Source organism: Nonomuraea bangladeshensis (assembly GCF_039529455.1).
In the GTDB taxonomy this organism is placed as follows: Bacteria; Actinomycetota; Actinomycetes; order Streptosporangiales; family Streptosporangiaceae; genus Nonomuraea; species Nonomuraea bangladeshensis.
Genome location: NZ_BAAAMV010000013.1, coordinates 177027 through 195206 on the forward strand (window position 1 = coordinate 177027; position 18180 = coordinate 195206).

General features: G+C 71.0%; 17 protein-coding genes. 9 read left to right on the forward strand and 8 right to left on the reverse strand.

The features are described 5' to 3' along the window. Window positions 1-30: 30 nt before the first annotated feature. Window positions 31-1017, forward strand: coding sequence for a malate dehydrogenase (locus ABD292_RS39915; RefSeq protein WP_344216916.1), 987 nt, complete (start codon window positions 31-33; stop codon window positions 1015-1017). A gap of 318 nt (window positions 1018-1335) precedes the next feature. Here ABD292_RS39915 and galE read toward each other — a convergent pair whose 3' ends face one another. After that, window positions 1336-2283, reverse strand: a complete 948-nt coding sequence (galE, locus tag ABD292_RS39920; RefSeq protein ID WP_344216918.1) for a UDP-glucose 4-epimerase GalE — start codon at window positions 2281-2283, stop codon at window positions 1336-1338. Between the two features lie 86 nt (window positions 2284-2369). Between galE and ABD292_RS39925 the strand changes: the two genes are divergently transcribed. Both ABD292_RS39925 and trpS read left to right on the forward strand, forming a co-directional pair. Continuing rightward, on the forward strand, window positions 2370-3683 hold the full coding sequence (locus ABD292_RS39925; RefSeq protein ID WP_344216919.1) for a hemolysin family protein: 1314 nt from the start codon (window positions 2370-2372) through the stop codon (window positions 3681-3683). Between the two features lie 14 nt (window positions 3684-3697). Continuing rightward, window positions 3698-4702 carry a tryptophan--tRNA ligase gene (trpS, locus tag ABD292_RS39930; RefSeq protein WP_344216921.1) on the forward strand — a complete coding sequence of 335 codons (1005 nt, stop codon included), beginning with the start codon at window positions 3698-3700 and terminating at the stop codon, window positions 4700-4702. Window positions 4703-4824: 122 nt separating this feature from the next. Here the strand turns inward: trpS and ABD292_RS39935 are convergent, their stop codons facing one another. Continuing rightward, the gene (locus ABD292_RS39935; RefSeq protein WP_344216923.1) at window positions 4825-5538 is read right to left on the reverse strand and encodes a VOC family protein; all 714 of its coding nucleotides are present in this window, start codon (window positions 5536-5538) and stop codon (window positions 4825-4827) included. 42 nt (window positions 5539-5580) lie between these two features. Here ABD292_RS39935 and ABD292_RS39940 point away from each other — a divergent pair, with 42 nt between their 5' ends. After that, complete coding sequence (locus ABD292_RS39940; RefSeq protein ID WP_344216925.1) at window positions 5581-6360, forward strand: TetR/AcrR family transcriptional regulator C-terminal domain-containing protein; 780 nt, start codon at window positions 5581-5583, stop codon at window positions 6358-6360. Window positions 6361-6362: 2 nt separating this feature from the next. Here ABD292_RS39940 and ABD292_RS39945 read toward each other — a convergent pair whose 3' ends face one another. The 3 genes from ABD292_RS39945 to ABD292_RS39955 form a co-directional block, all read right to left on the reverse strand. Then, entirely contained in the window at window positions 6363-6557 is a 195-nt protein-coding gene (locus tag ABD292_RS39945) for a hypothetical protein (protein ID WP_344216926.1), read from the reverse strand. 91 nt (window positions 6558-6648) lie between these two features. Continuing rightward, window positions 6649-7839, reverse strand: coding sequence for a helix-turn-helix domain-containing protein (locus ABD292_RS39950; RefSeq protein ID WP_344216928.1), 1191 nt, complete (start codon window positions 7837-7839; stop codon window positions 6649-6651). Between the two features lie 143 nt (window positions 7840-7982). After that, complete coding sequence (locus tag ABD292_RS39955) at window positions 7983-8447, reverse strand: MarR family winged helix-turn-helix transcriptional regulator (protein WP_344216930.1); 465 nt, start codon at window positions 8445-8447, stop codon at window positions 7983-7985. An 80-nt stretch (window positions 8448-8527) separates the two neighbouring features. Here ABD292_RS39955 and ABD292_RS39960 point away from each other — a divergent pair, with 80 nt between their 5' ends. Further along, window positions 8528-9382 carry a haloalkane dehalogenase gene (locus ABD292_RS39960; protein WP_344216932.1) on the forward strand — a complete coding sequence of 285 codons (855 nt, stop codon included), beginning with the start codon at window positions 8528-8530 and terminating at the stop codon, window positions 9380-9382. A gap of 99 nt (window positions 9383-9481) precedes the next feature. Then, complete coding sequence (locus ABD292_RS39965; RefSeq protein WP_344216934.1) at window positions 9482-10435, forward strand: YihY/virulence factor BrkB family protein; 954 nt, start codon at window positions 9482-9484, stop codon at window positions 10433-10435. Here ABD292_RS39965 and ABD292_RS39970 read toward each other — a convergent pair. Continuing rightward, window positions 10424-11551, reverse strand: coding sequence for a D-alanyl-D-alanine carboxypeptidase family protein (locus tag ABD292_RS39970; protein ID WP_344216936.1), 1128 nt, complete (start codon window positions 11549-11551; stop codon window positions 10424-10426). The genes ABD292_RS39965 and ABD292_RS39970 overlap by 12 nt on opposite strands. 84 nt (window positions 11552-11635) lie before the next feature. Between ABD292_RS39970 and ABD292_RS39975 the strand changes: the two genes are divergently transcribed. After that, on the forward strand, window positions 11636-11830 hold the full coding sequence (locus tag ABD292_RS39975; protein WP_344216939.1) for an SCO4848 family membrane protein: 195 nt from the start codon (window positions 11636-11638) through the stop codon (window positions 11828-11830). On the opposite strand, the gene ABD292_RS39980 is transcribed toward ABD292_RS39975, so the two are convergent. Continuing rightward, window positions 11817-13169 (reverse strand): peptide ligase PGM1-related protein, encoded by a 1353-nt coding sequence (locus ABD292_RS39980; protein ID WP_344216941.1) that lies wholly within the window; start codon window positions 13167-13169, stop codon window positions 11817-11819. The two genes, ABD292_RS39975 and ABD292_RS39980, sit on opposite strands and share 14 nt — an antisense overlap. 544 nt (window positions 13170-13713) lie before the next feature. Between ABD292_RS39980 and ABD292_RS39985 the strand changes: the two genes are divergently transcribed. Further along, window positions 13714-14940 carry a M20 family metallopeptidase gene (locus ABD292_RS39985; RefSeq protein WP_344216943.1) on the forward strand — a complete coding sequence of 409 codons (1227 nt, stop codon included), beginning with the start codon at window positions 13714-13716 and terminating at the stop codon, window positions 14938-14940. Here the strand turns inward: ABD292_RS39985 and ABD292_RS39990 are convergent. Further along, window positions 14921-16804, reverse strand: a complete 1884-nt coding sequence (locus ABD292_RS39990) for a Xaa-Pro dipeptidyl-peptidase (protein ID WP_344216945.1) — start codon at window positions 16802-16804, stop codon at window positions 14921-14923. The two genes, ABD292_RS39985 and ABD292_RS39990, sit on opposite strands and share 20 nt — an antisense overlap. 260 nt (window positions 16805-17064) lie before the next feature. Between ABD292_RS39990 and ABD292_RS39995 the strand changes: the two genes are divergently transcribed. Then, entirely contained in the window at window positions 17065-18135 is a 1071-nt protein-coding gene (locus ABD292_RS39995; protein WP_344216947.1) for a BMP family lipoprotein, read from the forward strand. Window positions 18136-18180 lie beyond the last annotated feature (45 nt).

The following is an 18180-nucleotide window of genomic DNA, read 5'->3' on the forward strand; positions in this document are numbered from 1 at the left end:
GACATTCTGCTGCGAGTTAGGGGAAAGGCCATGGCGTCGTCAGCCACTGCGCCCGTCAAGGTGACCGTCACCGGAGCCGCCGGCCAGATCGGCTACGCACTGCTGTTCCGCATCGCTTCGGGTCAGCTTCTCGGCGCCGACGTGCCGGTCAAGCTCAGCCTGCTGGAGATCCCGGCCGCCGTGAAGGCCGCCGAGGGCACCGCGATGGAGCTGGACGACTGCGCGTTCCCGTTGCTGTCCGGCATCGAGATCACCGACAGCCCCGACGTCGCGTTCGACGGCGCCAACGTCGCGCTGCTCGTCGGAGCCATGCCGCGCAAGGCCGGCATGGAGCGCGGCGACCTGCTCGGCGCGAACGGCGGCATCTTCGGCCCGCAGGGCAAGGCCATCAACGACCACGCCGCCGACGACATCCGCGTCCTGGTCGTGGGCAACCCGGCCAACACCAACGCGCTGATCGCGCAGCAGCACGCCCCCGACGTGCCGGCCGAGCGTTTCACCGCGATGACCCGGCTCGACCACAACCGCGCGCTCTCGCAGCTCGCGGCCAAGCTCCAGGTGTCGGTCACCGAGATCAAGAAGATGACGATCTGGGGCAACCACTCCGCCACCCAGTACCCCGACCTGTTCCACGCCGAGGTCGGCGGCAAGGTCGCGGCCGAGCAGGTCGACCACGAGTGGCTGAAGGACACCTTCATCCCGACCGTCGCCAAGCGCGGCGCGGCCATCATCGAGGCCCGCGGCGCCTCCTCGGCCGCCTCGGCCGCCAACGCCGCCATCGACCACGTCTACGACTGGGTCAACGGCACCGAGTGGACCTCCGCCGCGGTCGTCTCCGACGGCTCGTACGGCGTGCCCGAGGGCCTCATCTCGTCGTTCCCCGTCCGCGCCGCCGGCGGGCGTTTCGAGATCATCCAGGGCCTGGAGATCGACGCCTTCTCCCGCGAGCGGATCGACGCCAGCGTGCGCGAGCTGGAGGAGGAGCGCACCGCGGTCAAGGAGCTCGGCCTCATCTGAGCCGCGCCGCCCGTGCCGGACGCCCCTCGCCGACGATCGGCGGGGGGCGTCCGCGTTGCCCGGCGCGTCGGCCGTCCGTATCGCCCGGCTCGCTCGCCGTCCCGTGTCGCCCGGCTCACGGGCCGTCCGTGCCGTCGCTCTGCGCGGGACAGGTCGCCTGCGGGCCGGGATGGGCCGCCTCCGGGGTGGCGAACACCACCCCCGCGGCGGCGAGCAGGCTGCCTGCCACGATGAGAGCGCCAAAGATCGGTTTCGTGACCCTTGGTGAAATGCTCTTCACGTTTCGGTACTACAGCACATATCTCGCCGCCATATGGCTCATTTGCCGGAAAGCGCCTCCCAGGCGTCCGAGACGATGTCGTGCAGCGACGGCCGGGCGGCCTTCCACCCCAGCTCGCGCTGGATCTTCGCGGACGAGGCGACCAGCACGGCGGGGTCGCCGGGCCGCCGCTCGCCGAAGGCCGCCGGGATCTCGTGCCCGGTGACCTCGCGGCAGACCGAGATCACCTCACGCACGCTGAACCCGGAGCCGCTGCCCAGGTTGTAGATCTTGTGCTCGCCGGGCGTGAGCGCCTCCAGCGCCAGCAAATGCGCCCGCGCCAGGTCGGCGACGTGCACGTAGTCGCGCACGCAGGTGCCGTCCGCGGTCGGGTAGTCGGTGCCGAACACGTTGACCGAGTCGCGCTCGCCGGTGGCGACCTTCAGCACGTTCGGGATGAGGTGGGTCTCGACCACGTGGCGCTCGCGGAAGCGGCCGTAGGCGCCGGCCACGTTGAAGTAGCGCAGGCTCACGGCGGCCAGGCCGCGGATGCCGGCGAAGGCGCTCAGCGCCGTGTCCACGGCGAGCTTGGAGGCGCCGTAGGGGTTGGTCGGGCGCGTCGGGTCGCTCTCCTCGATGGGTGCGCGCTCCGGCTCGCCGTACGTCGCCGCCGTCGAGGAGAACACGATCCGGCCGACCCCCTTGTCCCGCATGGCCTCCAGCAGCGCGAGGGTGCCGCCCAGGTTGTTCGCCCAGTAGAGGCCGGGCTTCTCCACCGACTCGCCGACCAGCGACTTGGCCGCGAAGTGGAGCACCGCGTCCACACCGTCCAGCGCGTCACCGGGCTCGGCGATGTCGGCCCGCACGAACCTGGCGCCCTCCGGCACCGCGTCCTCATGCCCGGTCGACAGGTCGTCGAGCACGGTCACCTCGTGCCCCGCCTCGACGAGCTGGGCCGCGACGACGCTGCCGACGTACCCCGCCCCGCCGGTGACCAGCAATCTCATGTGGACTCCTGTTCAAATATGTTTGATTTTGTAAGGCTTGCCGTTCAGCATACGCGGGAAAGCACCCGTATACGCTGCCAACCACCATGTTTGACACCGTCGCGGCCAACGTCGCCCTGGTCCTGCTCTTCGTCCTGATCGGGGGCTTCTTCGCCGCCGCCGAGATCGCGATGGTCTCGCTGCGCGAAAGCCAGATCCGCAAGCTGTCCGAGCGCGGCCGCAGGGGCGAGCGCGTGGCCAAGCTCGCCCGCGACCCCAACCGGTTCCTCTCCGCCGTCCAGATCGGCGTCACCGTGGCCACCATGCTCTCGGCCGCGTTCGGCGCCGACCGGCTGGGCGCGCAGCTCACGCCCGTGCTGCAGGGCTGGGGCGTGCCCGAGGGCTTCGCCCCGGTGCTCGGGCTGGTGCTGGTCACGCTGGCCATCTCGTACGTCTCCCTCGTGCTCGGTGAGCTGGCGCCCAAACGTCTGGCGCTTCAGCGGGCCGAAGGGCTCTCGCTGTTCGTGGCCCCGTTCCTCGACTGGGTGGCCCGCCTGTCGCGGCCGATCATCTGGATGCTCTCCAAGTCCACCGACGGCGTGGTGCGCCTACTCGGCGGCAACCCGGAGGCCGACCGCGAGGAGGTCACCACCGAGGAGCTGCGCGACATGGTGGTCGGCCACCACGACCTGACCCCCGACGAGCGCAAGCTCATCGGCGAGGTCTTCGCCGCCGGCAAGCGGCAGCTCAGGGAGGTGATGCTGCCGCGCACCGAGGTCGAGTTCATGGAGGCCGACACGCCGCTCGCCGAGGCCGCCGCGGTCGCCGCCCGGCTGCCGCACTCCCGCTTCCCCGTCTACCGCACCTCCTACGACGAGATCATCGGCTTCGTGCACGTACGCGACCTGCTCGACCCCGAGCTGTCCGGGCGCGACGAGCCGGTCAGCGCGCTCGTGCCGATCCGCCCCGCGAAGTTCGTGCCCGCCTCCAAGCGCCTGCTCAGCACCCTCAACGAGATGCGCGACGAGGGCCAGCACCTCGCCATAGTGGTCGACGAGTACGGCGGCACCGCCGGCATCATCACCCTGGAGGACCTGGTCGAGGAGCTGATCGGCGACATCAGGGACGAGTACGACATCGAGGAGGACGTGGTCGTCCTGCCCGCCGGCGAGATCGAGATCGACGGCCTGACCAACCTCAACGACTTCGCCGGCGAGACCGGCATCAGGCTGCCCGACGGCCCGTACGAGACGCTGGGCGGCTTCGTCATGGCCATGCTGGGCCACGTGGCGGCGCTCGGCGAGCGGGTCGAGGTGGCGGGCTTCGACCTGGAGGTCATCGAGCTGGACGGGCGGCGGATCGCCCGGGTGCGGGTGAAACGCCGACCGGCCGTTGAGTCGCCGCCCGACCAGGATTCCTGACACAATTGCCTGCTATGGCCAGACCTCGTGTTCTCTCCGGCATCCAGCCCACCGCGGACTCCTTCCACCTGGGCAACTACCTGGGTGCGGTCCGTCAGTGGGTCACCATGCAGGAGACCCACGACGCCTTCTACTGTGTGGTCGACCTGCACGCGATCACCGTGCCGACCGAGCCCGCCGCGCTGCGCCGGCGCAGCCGCGTGGCCGCCGCGCAGCTCTTCGCCGCGGGTCTCGACCCCGAGCAGGCCACCGTCTTCGTGCAGTCGCACGTGCGTGAGCACACCGAGCTCGCCTGGATCCTGATCTGCCTCACCGGCATGGGCGAGGCGGGCAGGATGACGCAGTTCAAGGACAAGTCCGCCAAGTTCGGCGAGAGCGCGGCCAGCGTGGGGCTGTTCACCTACCCCATCCTCCAGGCCGCCGACATCCTCATCTACCAGGCCGACAAGGTGCCGGTGGGCGCCGACCAGAAGCAGCACCTGGAGCTGACCCGCGACCTCGGCCAGCGCTTCAACCACCGCTTCGGCGACACCTTCACGCTGCCCGAGCCCTACATCCTCAAGGAGGTCGAGAAGATCACCGACCTCCAGGACCCGACGGCGAAGATGTCGAAGTCGTCCTCCAGCCCGGCGGGCATCCTCGACGTCCTGGAGCAGCCGGGGCCGCTGCGCAAGAAGGTCATGCGGGCGGTCACCGACACCGGCACCGAGGTCCTGTTCGACGAGGAGAACAAGCCGGGCATCTCCAACCTGCTGCGCATCCAGTCGGCGCTGACCGGCACGCCGATCCCCGACCTGGTCGCCCGCTACGCCGGGCAGGGCTACGGCACGTTCAAGAAGGAGGTCGCCGAGGCCGTCGTCGAGACGTTCACGCCGATCCGCGAGCGCGTCGAGAAGCTGCTGTCCAACGAGGCGGAGCTCGACCGCATGCTCGCGGTCGGCGCCGAGCGCGCGAGGGCGGTCGCCCGGCAGACCATGGAGCAGGTCCGCGACCGGGTCGGCTTCCTGCCCAAGCTCTGACCCCCGGCTCAGGGCCCGGACCCCGGCTCAGGGGCCGAGGCGCTGCCCAAGCTCCGACACCTGACTCAGGGGCCGGACCCCGGCTCAGGGGCCGAGGCGGTGCCCAAGCTCCGACCCCCGGCTCAGAGGCCGAGGCGGCTCGCGAGGTCGGTGGCGGCCGCGAGGTCGTCGGCCAGGGCCTCGCGTTCCGTCTCCGTCAGCTCCAGCGCGGCGGTCTCGGCGAGCAGCGCCGCCGCCGCGTCCCGGTCGCCGGCGCGCAGCCGCAGCTCGGCCAGATAGACCAGGGCGGGCAGCCGCTGCGCGGGCGGCGCCGCCGCGTGCCTGGCGAGGCCCGTCTCCAGCAGCTTGACGCCCGCCGCCACGTCGCCGCGCGCGTCGGCCTGACGGGCGGCGGCCGCGATCACCCGCGCGAGCCGCCCCTCCGCCGGGTCCGGCTCGCCGGCGTCGTCCTCCTCCTTGCGGCGGCTGATCCGCACCCAGTTGCCGCCGGGGTCCACCACGACGAACCCGCCCGACGTGCCCTGCACGCGCCGCGGCCGGGTCATCCTCGGGATCCCGGACACCGGCACCTTGCCGAACGCCGCCCGCAGCCCCGCCGCGAACGCCGCGTGCAGCGCCCCCGTGTCCTGCACCACCACGACCACGCTGCCCATGGACTGCTCGGGATCGAACCCGGGCACGCCGAAGAAGTGCAGCTCGACGCCGCCCCGGCGGACGGCGGCGTACGGGTTGGGCCGCTCCTGGCGGTAGGTGACGTCGAAGCCGAGCGCGCGGTAGAAGGGCAGGACGTCGTCGAGCTGCCGGCAGGGCAGGAGGGGGATGACGGTCTCGCTCATGAAAACATCGTACGCTGTTCGGAGTTTAAGGAGGCCCCTGTCATGGAGTACGCGGGCCGGGGCGACCCCGCACGGACCATGGCCCTGCTCTGGGACGGGCTCCCTGCCCCCCGGCGCGGGCCCAGGCAGCGGCTGGAGCTGGCCGCCGTCGTGGACGCCGCCGTTGCCGCGGCCGACCGGGCCGGGCCGGCCGCGCTGTCCATGCGGGCGCTGGCACAGGAGCTCGGGATCGGCACGGCGTCGCTCTACACGTACGTGCCGGGCAAGGCCGAGCTGCTGGAGCTGATGGTCGACCGGGTGGTGGGCGGGCAGCCGCTGCCCGACGCCACCTCGGGCTGGCGGGCCGGGCTGCGCGGCGTCGCCGAGGCCGACCTGGCCGCCTACCGGGCCCACCCGTGGCTGCTGCAGGTGTCCACCTCGCGCACCGTCTTCGGCCCCCACGTCCTCGCCCGGTACGAGGCCACACTGGCGCTGCTGCACGGGCGCGGGCTGGCCGCGGCGGACGTGGTGGGCTGTGTGGCGGCGGTGGACTCGTACACGCGGGGCGCCGCGGCGGCCGTGGTCGAGGCCGAGCAGGCGCCCGCGCAGACCGGCAGCAGCGACGACGAGTGGTGGGAGCGGCGGGCGCCGTTCCTGGAGGAGCGCATGAACGGGCGCTTCCCGCTGCTCGCCGCGCTGGAGGAGGCCGGGGCGTTCGGGGTGTCGGACACCGCGCTGCCGTACACGTTGCAGCGGGCCCTGGACCGCTTCGCCCTCGGCCTCGGCCTGGTGCTCGACGCGGTGGCCGGACGGATCGCGGCGGGCCCGGGGCGGGCGTCCTGACGTCAGCCTTCCCTGGCCTCCCGGTGCACGCGCAGGAGCGCGCGGAGGGCGGCCAGGCTCGGCCTGGTGAGCCGGAGGTCGCCGCGGGCGGCGGTCCAGCCGGCGTGGTGTCGTTCGAACGCCCAGCCGGGGAACTCCCGTGCGGCTTCCTCAAGCAGTCGTTCCATGACGAGGTCGGCACTCGGCGCTGTGGTCATGAACGCAGCGTGGCACTGGGACGCCGGTCCGTGACGAACTCGGGCGAAAGAACTCCGGGTTCGCCAGGACCGAACTACGAGTTCGGTTCGATCAGTTCTGGATGCCGTGGCGCTCGGCGAGCCGGCGGACCTCGGGCGCCCACGACGGCCTGGCCCGCCGCGCCAGCGCCCGGACCATCTCCCTGAGCAGCAGCTTGTGGTCCAGCTCCTCGGGGGACTCGCGCTCGATCCGCAGCAGGTGCAGCAGGCTGGCGGCGTCGTCGCCGAGGTCCTCGCAGGCGCGGGCGACCTCGCCGAGATGGGTGGTGCGCCGCTCGATGGACGGGGTCGCGGTGAGGTCGATGTCGTCGGCGATGCGCAGCACGTCCTCGGGGCGGCCGGCGTCGTTCTCGACGCTGGCGAGGTGGATGGCGACGTTCGTGGGGCCGAAGAAGGCGAGGTCGTAGACGTCGGAGTGGTCGCGTACGCGCTCGGCGAGCCGGCTCGCGGTGCCGCGCAGGCGCTCGCGCGCCCGGTCGTCGTCGCCCGAGCGGGACTCGCCGATGGCGGCCAGCAGGTGCAGCGCGCCGAGCGCCTTGAGATGCCGCTCGTCGCCGTCGGGCACGTGCGGTTCGAGCAGCTCGATGCCCTGCCTGGCGACGTCGTAGGCGATCTGGTGCATGTCGTCGGACAACATCGACTGCCCGAGGTTCCAGTACGCCCACGCGATCGTCAGCGGGTCCTCGGACTCCTCGGCGAGGCGCATGGCCCGGTCGGCCGCGAGGTGCGCGAGGTCCACCCGCTGCAGGTGCTTGAGCACGCCCCTGGCCAGCATGTACGCGTCCGTGGCGACGCTGCGGGCACGCGGCGTGCGCAGGGCGGCCAGGTTCTCGGCGTCGGTGACCAGGGACGGCAGCGCCGCCATGAGGATCGAGTAGCGCCTGGCCGAGCTGAACCAGGCGCCGCGCGCCGCCGCGACCCGTTCGGAGAGCTGCTCGGCGTCCGGCGGTTCGAGGTCGGGCGCGAGGGGCCGGCAGGTGAACATGGCCCGCTCGATGTCGCTGATCTGCGGCCTGCTGGGCTCGTGCGAGTCGCGGGGCGTCTCGCCGAGCAGCACCGCGGTCCGTACGCCGAGCACCTTGGCGATCTCGCGCAGGAGGGGGAGCGAGGGGGTGCGTTTGCCGTGCTCGATGAGTTCGATGTGTCTGGGGGTGCATCCGGACTGGGTGGCCAGCGCGGTGGTGCTCATGCCCCTTCGCTCGCGCTGAAGCCGGACCATCTGACCGGTCGTGATCTCGGTCATGGGACGTGGCGCCTCCTGGCTCTGTCGCAACTGCCCACAGGCTAGGGCTCCAGGACTCCGCCTGTGAGTGGTTTCGGCACAGCCGAAAAAGGTGAAGGGCGTTCGGTGTCTTCGCAGGTCAGAAAGGTGAAAGGGGTTCGTGTTCAGCGGCGCGCATGGTGCTCGTGGACGCGGGTCAGCAGGTCCGAAAACTGCTCGCGTTCGGCGGGCGTGAGCGGGGCCAGCAACTCGTCCTGGAGGGCGGCGACGACCTCCTGGAGCCGGGCGAGGTGCTCCCGGCCCGGTCCGGTGAGCCGGATGACGTTGCGGCGGCGGTCGGCGGGGTCGGGGGAGCGCTCGACGTGACCGCGCTCGGCCAGCTCGTTGATGACCGCGACCAGGTCGCTGCGGTAGATGCCGGTGCGCCGGCTCAGCTCGGCCTGGCTGACGGGCCCGCCCTCGCGCAGCGCCACGAGCGCGGCGTAGTGCCACTTGCGGGCGTCCAGGCGGGCCAGGCCCTCGCTGACCATCCGGTCGGCCTGCATCGCGACCAGCGACAACGTACGGCTGGGCAGGGCGCGCAGGGCCGCCGGGGTCGGCTGCCCCGCCATGGGGTCGTCGTCCGTCATGCGCAGAGCCTATTGCGTTAGTCGCCCTAACGACCTATCGTTAGGGCAGTAAACGTTAGTCACACGAACGGATCGACGCCATGATGATCGACGTGCTCGGCTCCTCCCTCCACTACGAGGACTCCGGCGAGGGCGTCCCCTTCGTCTTCCTGCACGGCAACCCCTCCTCCTCCCGCGCGTGGCGGGACGTGCTGCCCGGCGTGGCCGCGCCGGGACGCCGCCTGCTCGCCCCCGACCTCATCGGCATGGGCCGCTCGGGCAAGCCCGACCTGCCCTACCGCTTCGGCGACCACGCCCGCTACCTGGACGCCTGGTTCGACGCGCTCGGCCTGGAGGACGTGGTGCTCATCGGCCACGACTGGGGCGGCGCGCTCGCCTGCGACTGGGCGGCCGGGCATCCGGAACGGGTGCGGGGCGTGGCGCTCATGGAGGCGGTCGTCCGCGGGACGAGCCTGGACGAGCTGGGCGAGGGCCCGCGCCGCCGCGCCGAGACCATCCGCGGCCCCGAGGGCGAGAAGCTGGTGCTCGACGGCGACTTCCTCATCCGCTCCGCCTACACCGGCGGCGTGCTGACGCCCCTGAGCGAGGAGGACCTGCGGCCCTACCTGGAGCCCTACCCGACGCGCGAGAGCCGCCGGCCGCTGCTGGAGTGGGCGCGCTCGCTCCCGCTCGACGGGGAGCCCGCCGACGTGGCCGAGCGGGTGACCTTCTTCGGCAAGTGGCTGGGGGCCTCCGGCGAGGTGCCGAAGCTGCTGCTCACCTTCGACTCCTCGCCGACGCTGCTGATCACCCCGGCGGTGGCGCAGTGGTGCGCGGACAACGTGGCGGCGCTGGAGACCCTGCACGTCGGCCCGGCCGGGCACCACGCCACCGAGGACCGGCCGGGCGAGATCGCCGCCGCGCTCGCCGCCTGGGCCGCCCGCCACGGCTTCTGACCAAGGTGTCGTGCCGGTAGGCTCGCCGGTCGGCGGGCGTGCGGCGCGCCGGGCTGGGCAGATGCTCCACCGTGATCCGGTGAGGCCTGGAGGCGTGGAATGGCGAGTCTGTGGCGGCGCGTCGAGGCGGTCCGGGCCTGGGGGCGCCGGACGGTCGACCACTGGCGGGTGCGCAGGCTCTCGCTCGACCACCTCATCCGCGGCGTGCAGCGCTACCAGGGCCAGAACGGCGACCGGCTGGCGGGCGCGGTCACCTACTTCGCGTTCCTGTCGTTCTTCCCGCTGGTGGCGCTCGCGTACGCGGTGCTCGGCTACATGGTGGCCACCAGCGAGACCACCAGGCAGGCACTCGAAGCCGCGATCACCGAGCGGCTGCCCGGCATCGCCGACCAGCTCAACCTCAAGGCCATCGCCGAGGCCAAGGCGACCGCCGGCGTCATCGGCCTGCTCGGTCTGCTCTACGCCGGGCTCGGCGCGCTGGACGCCCTGCGCGGGGCGCTCCGCGAGATCTACATGACCACCCAGCCGCCGCTCAACTTCTTCGTCGGCAAGCTGCGCGACCTGTCCTCGCTCCTGATGATCGGGATCGCCATGATCACGTCCGTGCTGGTCGGCGGGTTCGCCACCAGCGCGACCGACAAGGTCCTGCACCTCGTCTTCGGCAGCGAGTCGCCCCTGGCGACCTTCGGGCTGCGGCTGGCGGGCGTGGTGGCCGGGCTCGCCGCCGACTGGGTGCTGTTCGTCATCCTGCTCGGCTGGGTGGCCAAGCCGGTCCAGCCGTTCAAGGTGATCGCCAAGGGAGCGGTGATCGGCGCGATCGGGTTCGGCGTGCTCAAGCAGCTCGCCACCCTGCTGCTCGCCACGACGCTCGGCAACCCCGTCTACGGCACGTTCGCGGTGATCGTGGGCCTGCTCGTCTGGATCAATTTCTCGGCCCGGCTCGTCCTGCACGTGGCCGCCTGGACGGCCACGGCCGGCTACTGCCCGCCGCCCGCGCCCACACCGGTGCCCTCGCCGATCGTGCGGCCGTCGGAGGAGGGCTCAGAGACGTGAGCCGGCGCGGCGCCGGCGGCGGATCCCGTACACCAGCCAGACGGTCCCGAACAGCAGCCCGCCGCCGATCACGGCCGCCCCGATCGCCTTGGTGCGGTCGGTCTGCTTCTGGGCGGCGGCGTCCAGCAGCGGCGGCTGCTGGGCGGGGGTCACCTGGGTGACCGGGCCGCCGGAGGCCCGCGCCTGCGGCGCGGCCGGCTGCTGGGCCGGCAGCGGGTCCACGAGCTGCCCGACCGGGGTCACCTTGCCCCGCACCGAGAATCCCCAGTCCATGAGCTCGCCGACCTCCTCCCAGAAGTAGCCCTCGTGGCGCATGACGCTCACCACGATCGTGTGGCCGCCGCGGGTGGCCGCGCCGACGAAGCTGCCGAGGGCCTTGGAGGTCCAGCCGTTCTTGACGCCGATCATGCCCTGGTAGCGCCAGAGCAGCTTGTTGTGGTTGCTGATCTGGTACGTCTTGCCCTTCGGGGCCGGGAAGTTCGCCGTCTTGGTGCTGATGTAGCGGAGGAAGTCGGGATTGGCCAGGCCGGCGCGGGCGATGAGCGCCAGGTCGTAGGCCGAGCTGCTCTGGCCGGGCTTGTCGAGGCCGCTCGGCGTCTTGGCGACGGTGTCGTTCGCCTGCAGCCGCCTGGCCTCCTCGTTCATCTCCCGCATGGTCTTGGCCAGGCCGCCGTTGACCTCGGCGAGCGCCATGGCCGCGTCGTTGCCCGAGGTCATCATCAGGCCCCTGAACAGGTCCTCGACCCGGTAGGTGGCCTTCGGCGTGAGCCCGACCGCGCTGCCCTCCTGGTTGCAGGCGTTCTGGCTGGGCCGGATCCTGAGGTTCTTGTTCAGCTTCGGGATCAGGGTGAGCGCGGTCAGCGTCTTCAGGGTGCTGGCCGGCAGGTAGCGCCCGTGGGCGTCCTTGGCGGCGAGCACCTGGCCCGTGTCCACGTCCGCGATGACGTACGACGTAGCCTTGGTCTTGGGCGGCTTCTTGACGCCCTCGGGGGCGACCAGGCCACGGCTGCCCAGCGCCGGACCGCCCACCGGGGTGGCCGGGGCGGCGTACGCGGTCCCGCCGGTGAGCGAGGCCGACGTGACGAACGCCGTGATCAGTACGGTTTTGGTCCACATGGCGGGTCTCAGCGTAGCCCTGGATGAATGCCCATGTGGCGACACATCCCCCGAAGATCCACCTTCGATACTAGAGAGATGGTCATGTCACGAAAGATCGCCGCGTTCCTCGTCGCTCTGGGCGCGTTCATGATCTTTGAATGGATCAACCTCGGCTTCAACCTGGCCGACGGTCACCCCACCGCCTTCTACGTGGTCCACGGCATCCTGATCGCGGTCAACATCGTGCTCGGCCTGGTCCTGATGTTCCTCGGGGTCCGCGCGCTCAGAGTGCGCTGAGGAGGCGCCGGGTGAGCGCGTGCAGCTCGTCCGCCTCCTGTCTGGAGTCGCCGATCGAGGTGAAGCCCAGCTTGCCGTGCTCGGGGATCGCGCCGAGCAGGTGGAAGACGTTGCCGGTGCGGCGTTCGTGGTCGAAGCCGAGACCGAGGCGCTCGGCCGTCCGCATGACCTCGCGGGGCGTGCGGCCGCGCAGGCAGCCGGCGGCGTAGTTGTCGGTCGCGGTGTAGAACTTCGGCTGGCCGCCGGCCATGAGCAGGCCGGTGCCGGGGTCGTAGACGGCGCCGGTGGTCAGCGTGACGGCGCCGTACGGGTGCGTGGTGCCGCCGATGCGCAGGTTGATCTCGCACAGCAGCGCCGCGTAGCCGGCGTCGGCCTTGAGCGCGAAGAAGTCCATGCCGAACACGCCCACCACGCCGCGCTCGGCGAGGACCCGCGCGATGCGCCCGGCGGACGCGTCCACCTCGGCGCGGTACTCGGGGGCGGCGGGGAACGTGCAGCCCTGGTAGACCTGGCCGCTGTCGCCGCCGAGCACCTGGTCGTGCGTGGCCAGCACGCGGGCGTGGCCGCCCGGCGAGATGGCCGCGAGGGCGCTCGGGTAGTAGAGCGGCCGGTGCTCGATGTACTCCTCCACCACCGCGCCCCGATCCCTGATCTTGGCGGAGAACGCCTCCCAGGTCTCGTCGCCGGCCGAGAAGTCGATCCGCGACCGGTCGGACTTGGTGACGATGGCGTTGCCCAGCCCCGAGTAGGCGTCGTTGAGCTTGATGATCACCCGCTCGCCCGGCAGGGCCTCGACGGCCTCCTCGATCTCCAGCGGCGTCCGCAGATCGCCGAAGCCGCGCGCCATGGGCACGCCGGCCTCGTGGCCGATCTCGCGGGCGCCGCTCTTGGAGCCGTAGTAGGCGTACGAGGTGGCCGGTCCGTAGATGGGGACGTTGAGTGACGAGGCGAGCTCCTCCTCCAGCTCGCTCAGCACGAACGGCACCAGCCAGGCGTCGCCGTCGATCTCCGCCCGCAGCTGCTCCAGCACGTCGGGACGGCCGAGCAGGGTCCTGGTCAGCGGCTGGGACCAGGGGTCGTCGAGCGTGATCAGCGTCAGGCGCTTGGCGGCGTCGTCAGGATCGGGCAGGAACGAGAAGTAGTAGTCGATGATGCCGGGATCGATGGGCGCGGAGGAGAGGTAGACCACCTTTACCCCGGGTTCCCGGAGCGTCAGCAGGAGGAAGAGCAAACGCTCCTCGTAGGACCTGGCCGCCTTGATGCGGCGGAGCTCGTCCTGGGGAAGGGAGAGCGAGGGTACGACCACCAGGGTCCCCTCACTCGGCTCGAAGATGCTCAACCCAGCATACTTCTCCCCGAACGGGATAGTAGTGATCATATTGCGAGTGAAACACCGATTCACCCCAAAAACAGCCAGCCGCGAAGTGTGATGACCATGACAGAAGGTGACAGGATTCGGAATCACGCACCACGTTTGGAAGTAGCGACGACGGGTCACCATCTACTGATCCCTTGTGACTATTTCCGGACCAGGCGGAACATCACGTAAGGTGACAAGCAGGGGTTACGGACCTGCAGTCGGCTAACTTTTGGTGTATCTGTCGGCGCGGAGCCGCGGACGAGCGATAGAGTCGAGACCATCGCCACCGGGCTCACGGCCGACCGCTGTGCTCCCTGGCTGCACAGCGGCAGCGCGACCGACGCACGCAAGCCCATGCCGACGATCTCACGCACCCGAACCAGCGGGTGTGTTTTTTGATTCGCCGAGTCGGCCGCTCGACCGGGGGGCGGCCCCACGGCGGGATGACGAGTACGACAGCGCACTAGCCGCGCCGGCTTCAGTTGATTCCAGGGCGCGCGGCATTGGGACGGAGTGGTGACATATGCGGGGACGTGAGCTGCGAGGCGAACTCGACGCGTTCCTGGCCGAGAGTGAGCAGGATCTCGTGGCGTTCCGCCGCGACCTCCACATGCACCCCGAGCTGGCCTTCGCCGAATATCGCACGACACAGCGCATCGTCGAGCGGCTCACCGCCGCCGGGCTGAGCCCGCGGGTGCTGCCCAAGGGCACCGGCCTGATCTGCGACGTCGGCAGCGGCGACGGCCCCACGATCGCCCTGCGCGCCGACATCGACGCGCTGCCGCTGCAGGACGAGAAGGACGTGCCCTACCGCTCCACCGTGCCGGGGGTCTGCCACGCCTGCGGCCACGACGTGCACACGACCGTGCTGCTCGGCACCTCGCTCTTCCTCGCCCAGCAGGCCGCGGCGGGCCTCCTGCCCGGCCGGGTCCGGCTGATCTTCCAGCCGGCCGAGGAGGCCCCCGGCGGCGCCCTTGAGGTCATGGCGCACGGCGGCATCAGCGGCGTGGACCGCATCTTCGGCCTGCACTGCGATCCGCGGGTGGACGTCGGCCAGCTCGGCCTGCGCGTGGGCCCGATCACCTCCGCCTGCGACCGCCTGACCGTCCGGGTCTCCGGCCCCGGCGGGCACACCGCCCGCCCCCACCTGACCGCCGACCTCGTCTTCGCGCTGGCCAAGATCCTCACCGAGCTGCCCGCCGCGCTGTCGCGCCGGGTCGACCCGCGCTCCTCGCTCAGCCTCGTCTGGGGCCGCGTCGAGGCCGGCTCGGCCGCCAACGCGATCCCCGACGACGGCGTGGCCGAGGGCACCGTGCGCTGCCTCGACGAGGAGGCCTGGCACGCCGCCCCCGACCTGATCAAGTCGCTGCTGGAGTCGGTCGCGAGCGCCTACGGCATCGAGGCCACCATGGACTACACCCGCGGCGTGCCGCCGGTCGTCAACGACGAGGTCAGCGTCGAGATGCTCGGCGAGGCCGCCGAGCGCGTGCTGGGCGCGGGCGCGGTCGTCCCGACCCAGCAGTCGCTCGGCGGCGAGGACTTCGCCTGGTACCTCGAGTCGGTCCCCGGCGCGTTCGCCCGCCTCGGCACCCGCTCGCCCGACGGCGTCACCTACGACATCCACCAGGGCACGTTCGACGTGGACGAAAAGGCGATCGCCATGGGCGTGCGCGTCATGGCCGCCACCGCGTTCACCGCCCTGTGGGAGGTCGGGCCGCTCGACTCGACGGTCACCAGCGCGCTGGCGTGACCACCGGCAGCTTCAGCGCCGACCGGCCGGGCGCGACCGTGAACGTCGTGCCCGGCGGGTAGCGCAGGGTGTAGTCGAAGTCGGTGGAGATGATCACCAGGCCCAGCCGGTGGCCCTTCTTGAACACATGATCCGTGGGCTGGAAGTCCCAGGTGAAGTCGTACTCCTTGCCCGCACGCAGCGGTTGCGTGCGGTCCGCGCGGACGCGGTTGCGCACGTCCAGCCAGCCCCGGGTGACGATCTTGTACGGGGTCGTGGCCGTGCCCAGCGTCCGCAGCGCGGTGCAGCCGGTGTCGCCCGGCACGCCCTGCCCGTAACAGAGCGTCTCGCCCGTCGGCACCAGCGTGCCGTTGGCCCGGACGTCGGAGCCGTAATCGACGAGCAGCGCCGTCAGGTACGGCGATGAGCCGTCCTTCACCGAGGCCCGCACCGACACCGTCGGCGTCCCGGAGATCCGCACGTCGGCCGGCAGCTCACCGGTCGTGTACGCGAGCCGGTTCGGATCCGCGCCGGTGGCCTCGACGAGCTGCTCGGCCGTCCTCGTCTTCTGGTCGGTGAACGTCTCGCGCGGCGACAGCGGCCGCGGCAGCAGGCCCAGGTGCCCGCCGGAGCCCAGGTGGAGCGGGACGGCCGCGGTGCCGGGCAGCGGCCACGAGGCGTGCCGCCCCCACTGGCCGGGGCCGATCTCGACGTCGGCCTGAGGCTCGCGCATGATGCCCGAGTCGATGCCGTGCAGCCAGTAGTCGAACCAGCCGTGGAGCTGGCGCAGCCACTCGGCGGTGCGCAGCGAGAACGGGTTCATGTGCGTGCCCTGGTGCAGCCAGATCTTGCGCGGCACGTGCCGCTTGGCCAGGGCGTACCACCACTGGGCGAACTGCTTGGTCTTGACGTTCCAGTCGTTCAGCCCGTGCACGACGAAGACGCTGGCCTTGACCTTGTTCACGTCGTCGAGGTAGTTGCGGGCGTCCCAGAGCGGGCTGTAGTCGCCGGTGATCCGGTCCTGGCCCGTGGTGATGGAGTCGATCAGCGCGCCGCACGCCTCCTGGCCGTTCTGCCTGGTCAGGACGTATTTGGCGAGCACGTCCAGGTCCTCGCCCTGGAAGCCGCCGGGGGCCACGACGCCGCCGTTGGCGCGGTAGTAGTCGTACCAGCTGGAGATCGCGGCGATCGGGACGATCGTCTTCAGCCCCTCGACGCCGGTCGCGGCGACGGCGTTGGGCAGGGTGCCGTTGTAGGAGACGCCGATCATGCCGACCTTGCCGGTGGACCAGGTGGCCGCGACCGGGTTGCCGTCGGCGTCGAAGCCGCGGGCGCGTCCGCTGAGCCAGTCGATCGCGGCCTTCGGGCCCGCGGTCTCGTTGCGGTCGCCGGAGGTCGGGCAGCCGGTGGCCCGGCCGCTGCCGAGGTTCTCCACCAGGGCGATGGCGTAGCCGCGGGGCAGGAAGTAGTTGTCGTAGTAGCCGGCGAAGGGCTCGGCGGCGAGCTTGCTCGACAGCGACCTGAGCGTGGGGAGCGGGTTGCCGTTCTCGTCCACGTCCACGGTGTGGTTGGCGACGTCGTTGCCGCCCGCGTAGTACGGGCTGGCCTCCATGATGACCGGGACCTTGAGCCCGGCGTCGGTCTCCTTGGGACGCAGGATGTCCACGGCGACCCGGTCGGGGGCGCCGTCGTTGTCGCTGTCGGTGCCGGCGACCTCGACGTACACGGTCTGCTTGACGGCGTCGGCCCGGGAGAAGACCGGCTGGGTCGCGTTGTTCTCGACCTTGATCGTGGGGGTGTCTGCTGCTGCGGCGGGGGTGGTGCCGGTCAGAGCCGCGACGAGGAGCGCGGCGAGCGGCACGGCCAGTGCCTTACGGGAGGGCATGCTTGGAATCTCCGCCAAGATCGGCCGTCAAGCAAGAGGTGATTCCCACCCCAAAGTTGGGCAAAACATCACAGCCCCGCTAGCGTGTTCGCTGGCGCGGACCTCAGGTCACGGTCGCGCTTGATGTCGATAACGGAGCGGTTGCGACCCTGTGCGCCGGTTTGGTCTGCCCTGGTCATACAACTATCTTCCGTGCAGGTGCCGTACGTTTATTCGCGCCTGCGATGAACCCGACGGCGGGGAAATGGAAGGGAGTCGCCTTGCTCGGCAAGCGATTCAACAGGATGGCGCTCGGCTCCGTGGCCGGCGTCATGCTCATGGCAGCGGCCGCCTGCGGCGGCGACAGCGGGGGAACCACGGCCAGCGAGGCGCCGAGCAGCGCCGGCGCCTCCAGCGAGGCGGCGAAGGGCGGGCTCAAGGTCGGCCTGGCCTTCGACATTGGCGGGCGCGGTGACAAGTCCTTCAACGACGCGGCGTACGCGGGCCTGGAGAAGGCCAAGACGGAGCTCGGCGCCGAGATCAAGGAGCTGAGCCCCGCGGCCGACGGCTCCAACCGCGGCGACCTGCTGCGTCAGCTCGCCGACGCGGGCTACAACCCGATCATCGGCGTGGGCTTCGCCTACGGCGATGACATCAAGAAGACGGCCGAGGAATACCCGGACATCCAGTTCGCGGTCGTCGACTCCGCCTCCAACGGGCCCAACGTGACCGGCCTGCTGTTCGCCGAGGAGCAGGGCTCCTACCTGGCGGGCGTCGCGGCCGCGCTCAAGTCGAAGGAAGGCCACGTCGGCTTCGTCGGCGGCGTCGAGAACGACCTGATCAAGAAGTTCCAGGCAGGCTTCGAGGCGGGTGTGAAGTCGGTCAAGGCGGACGCCAAGATCGATGTCACGTACATCAGCCCCGACGGCGACTTCTCCGGCTTCAAGGCCCCCGACAAGGGCAAGATCGCGGCCGAGAAGATGTACCAGGACGGCGCGGACATCGTCTACCACGCCTCCGGCGACTCCGGCCTCGGCGTGTTCCAGGCGGCGGCAGCGGCCAAGAAGAAGGCCATCGGCGTCGACTCCGACCAGCGCCAGACGGTCAAGGAGACCGACCTCCAGAGCGTCATCATGACCTCGATGCTGAAGCGCGTCGACGTCGGCGTCTTCGAGTTCATCAAGGCCATCCAGGGCGGCGCCAAGGGCGGCACCGACACCGTCTACGACCTGAAGGTCGACGGCGTGGGCCTCTCCACCACCGGTGGCGAGATCGACGACATCAAGGACAAGCTCGACGCTGCCAAGAAGGACATCGTCGACGGCAAGATCACGGTTCCGGCCAAGCCGTAACCCTGGGCAGGACCGACATCGAGGGCCCGGAGTCAGCTTCGGGCC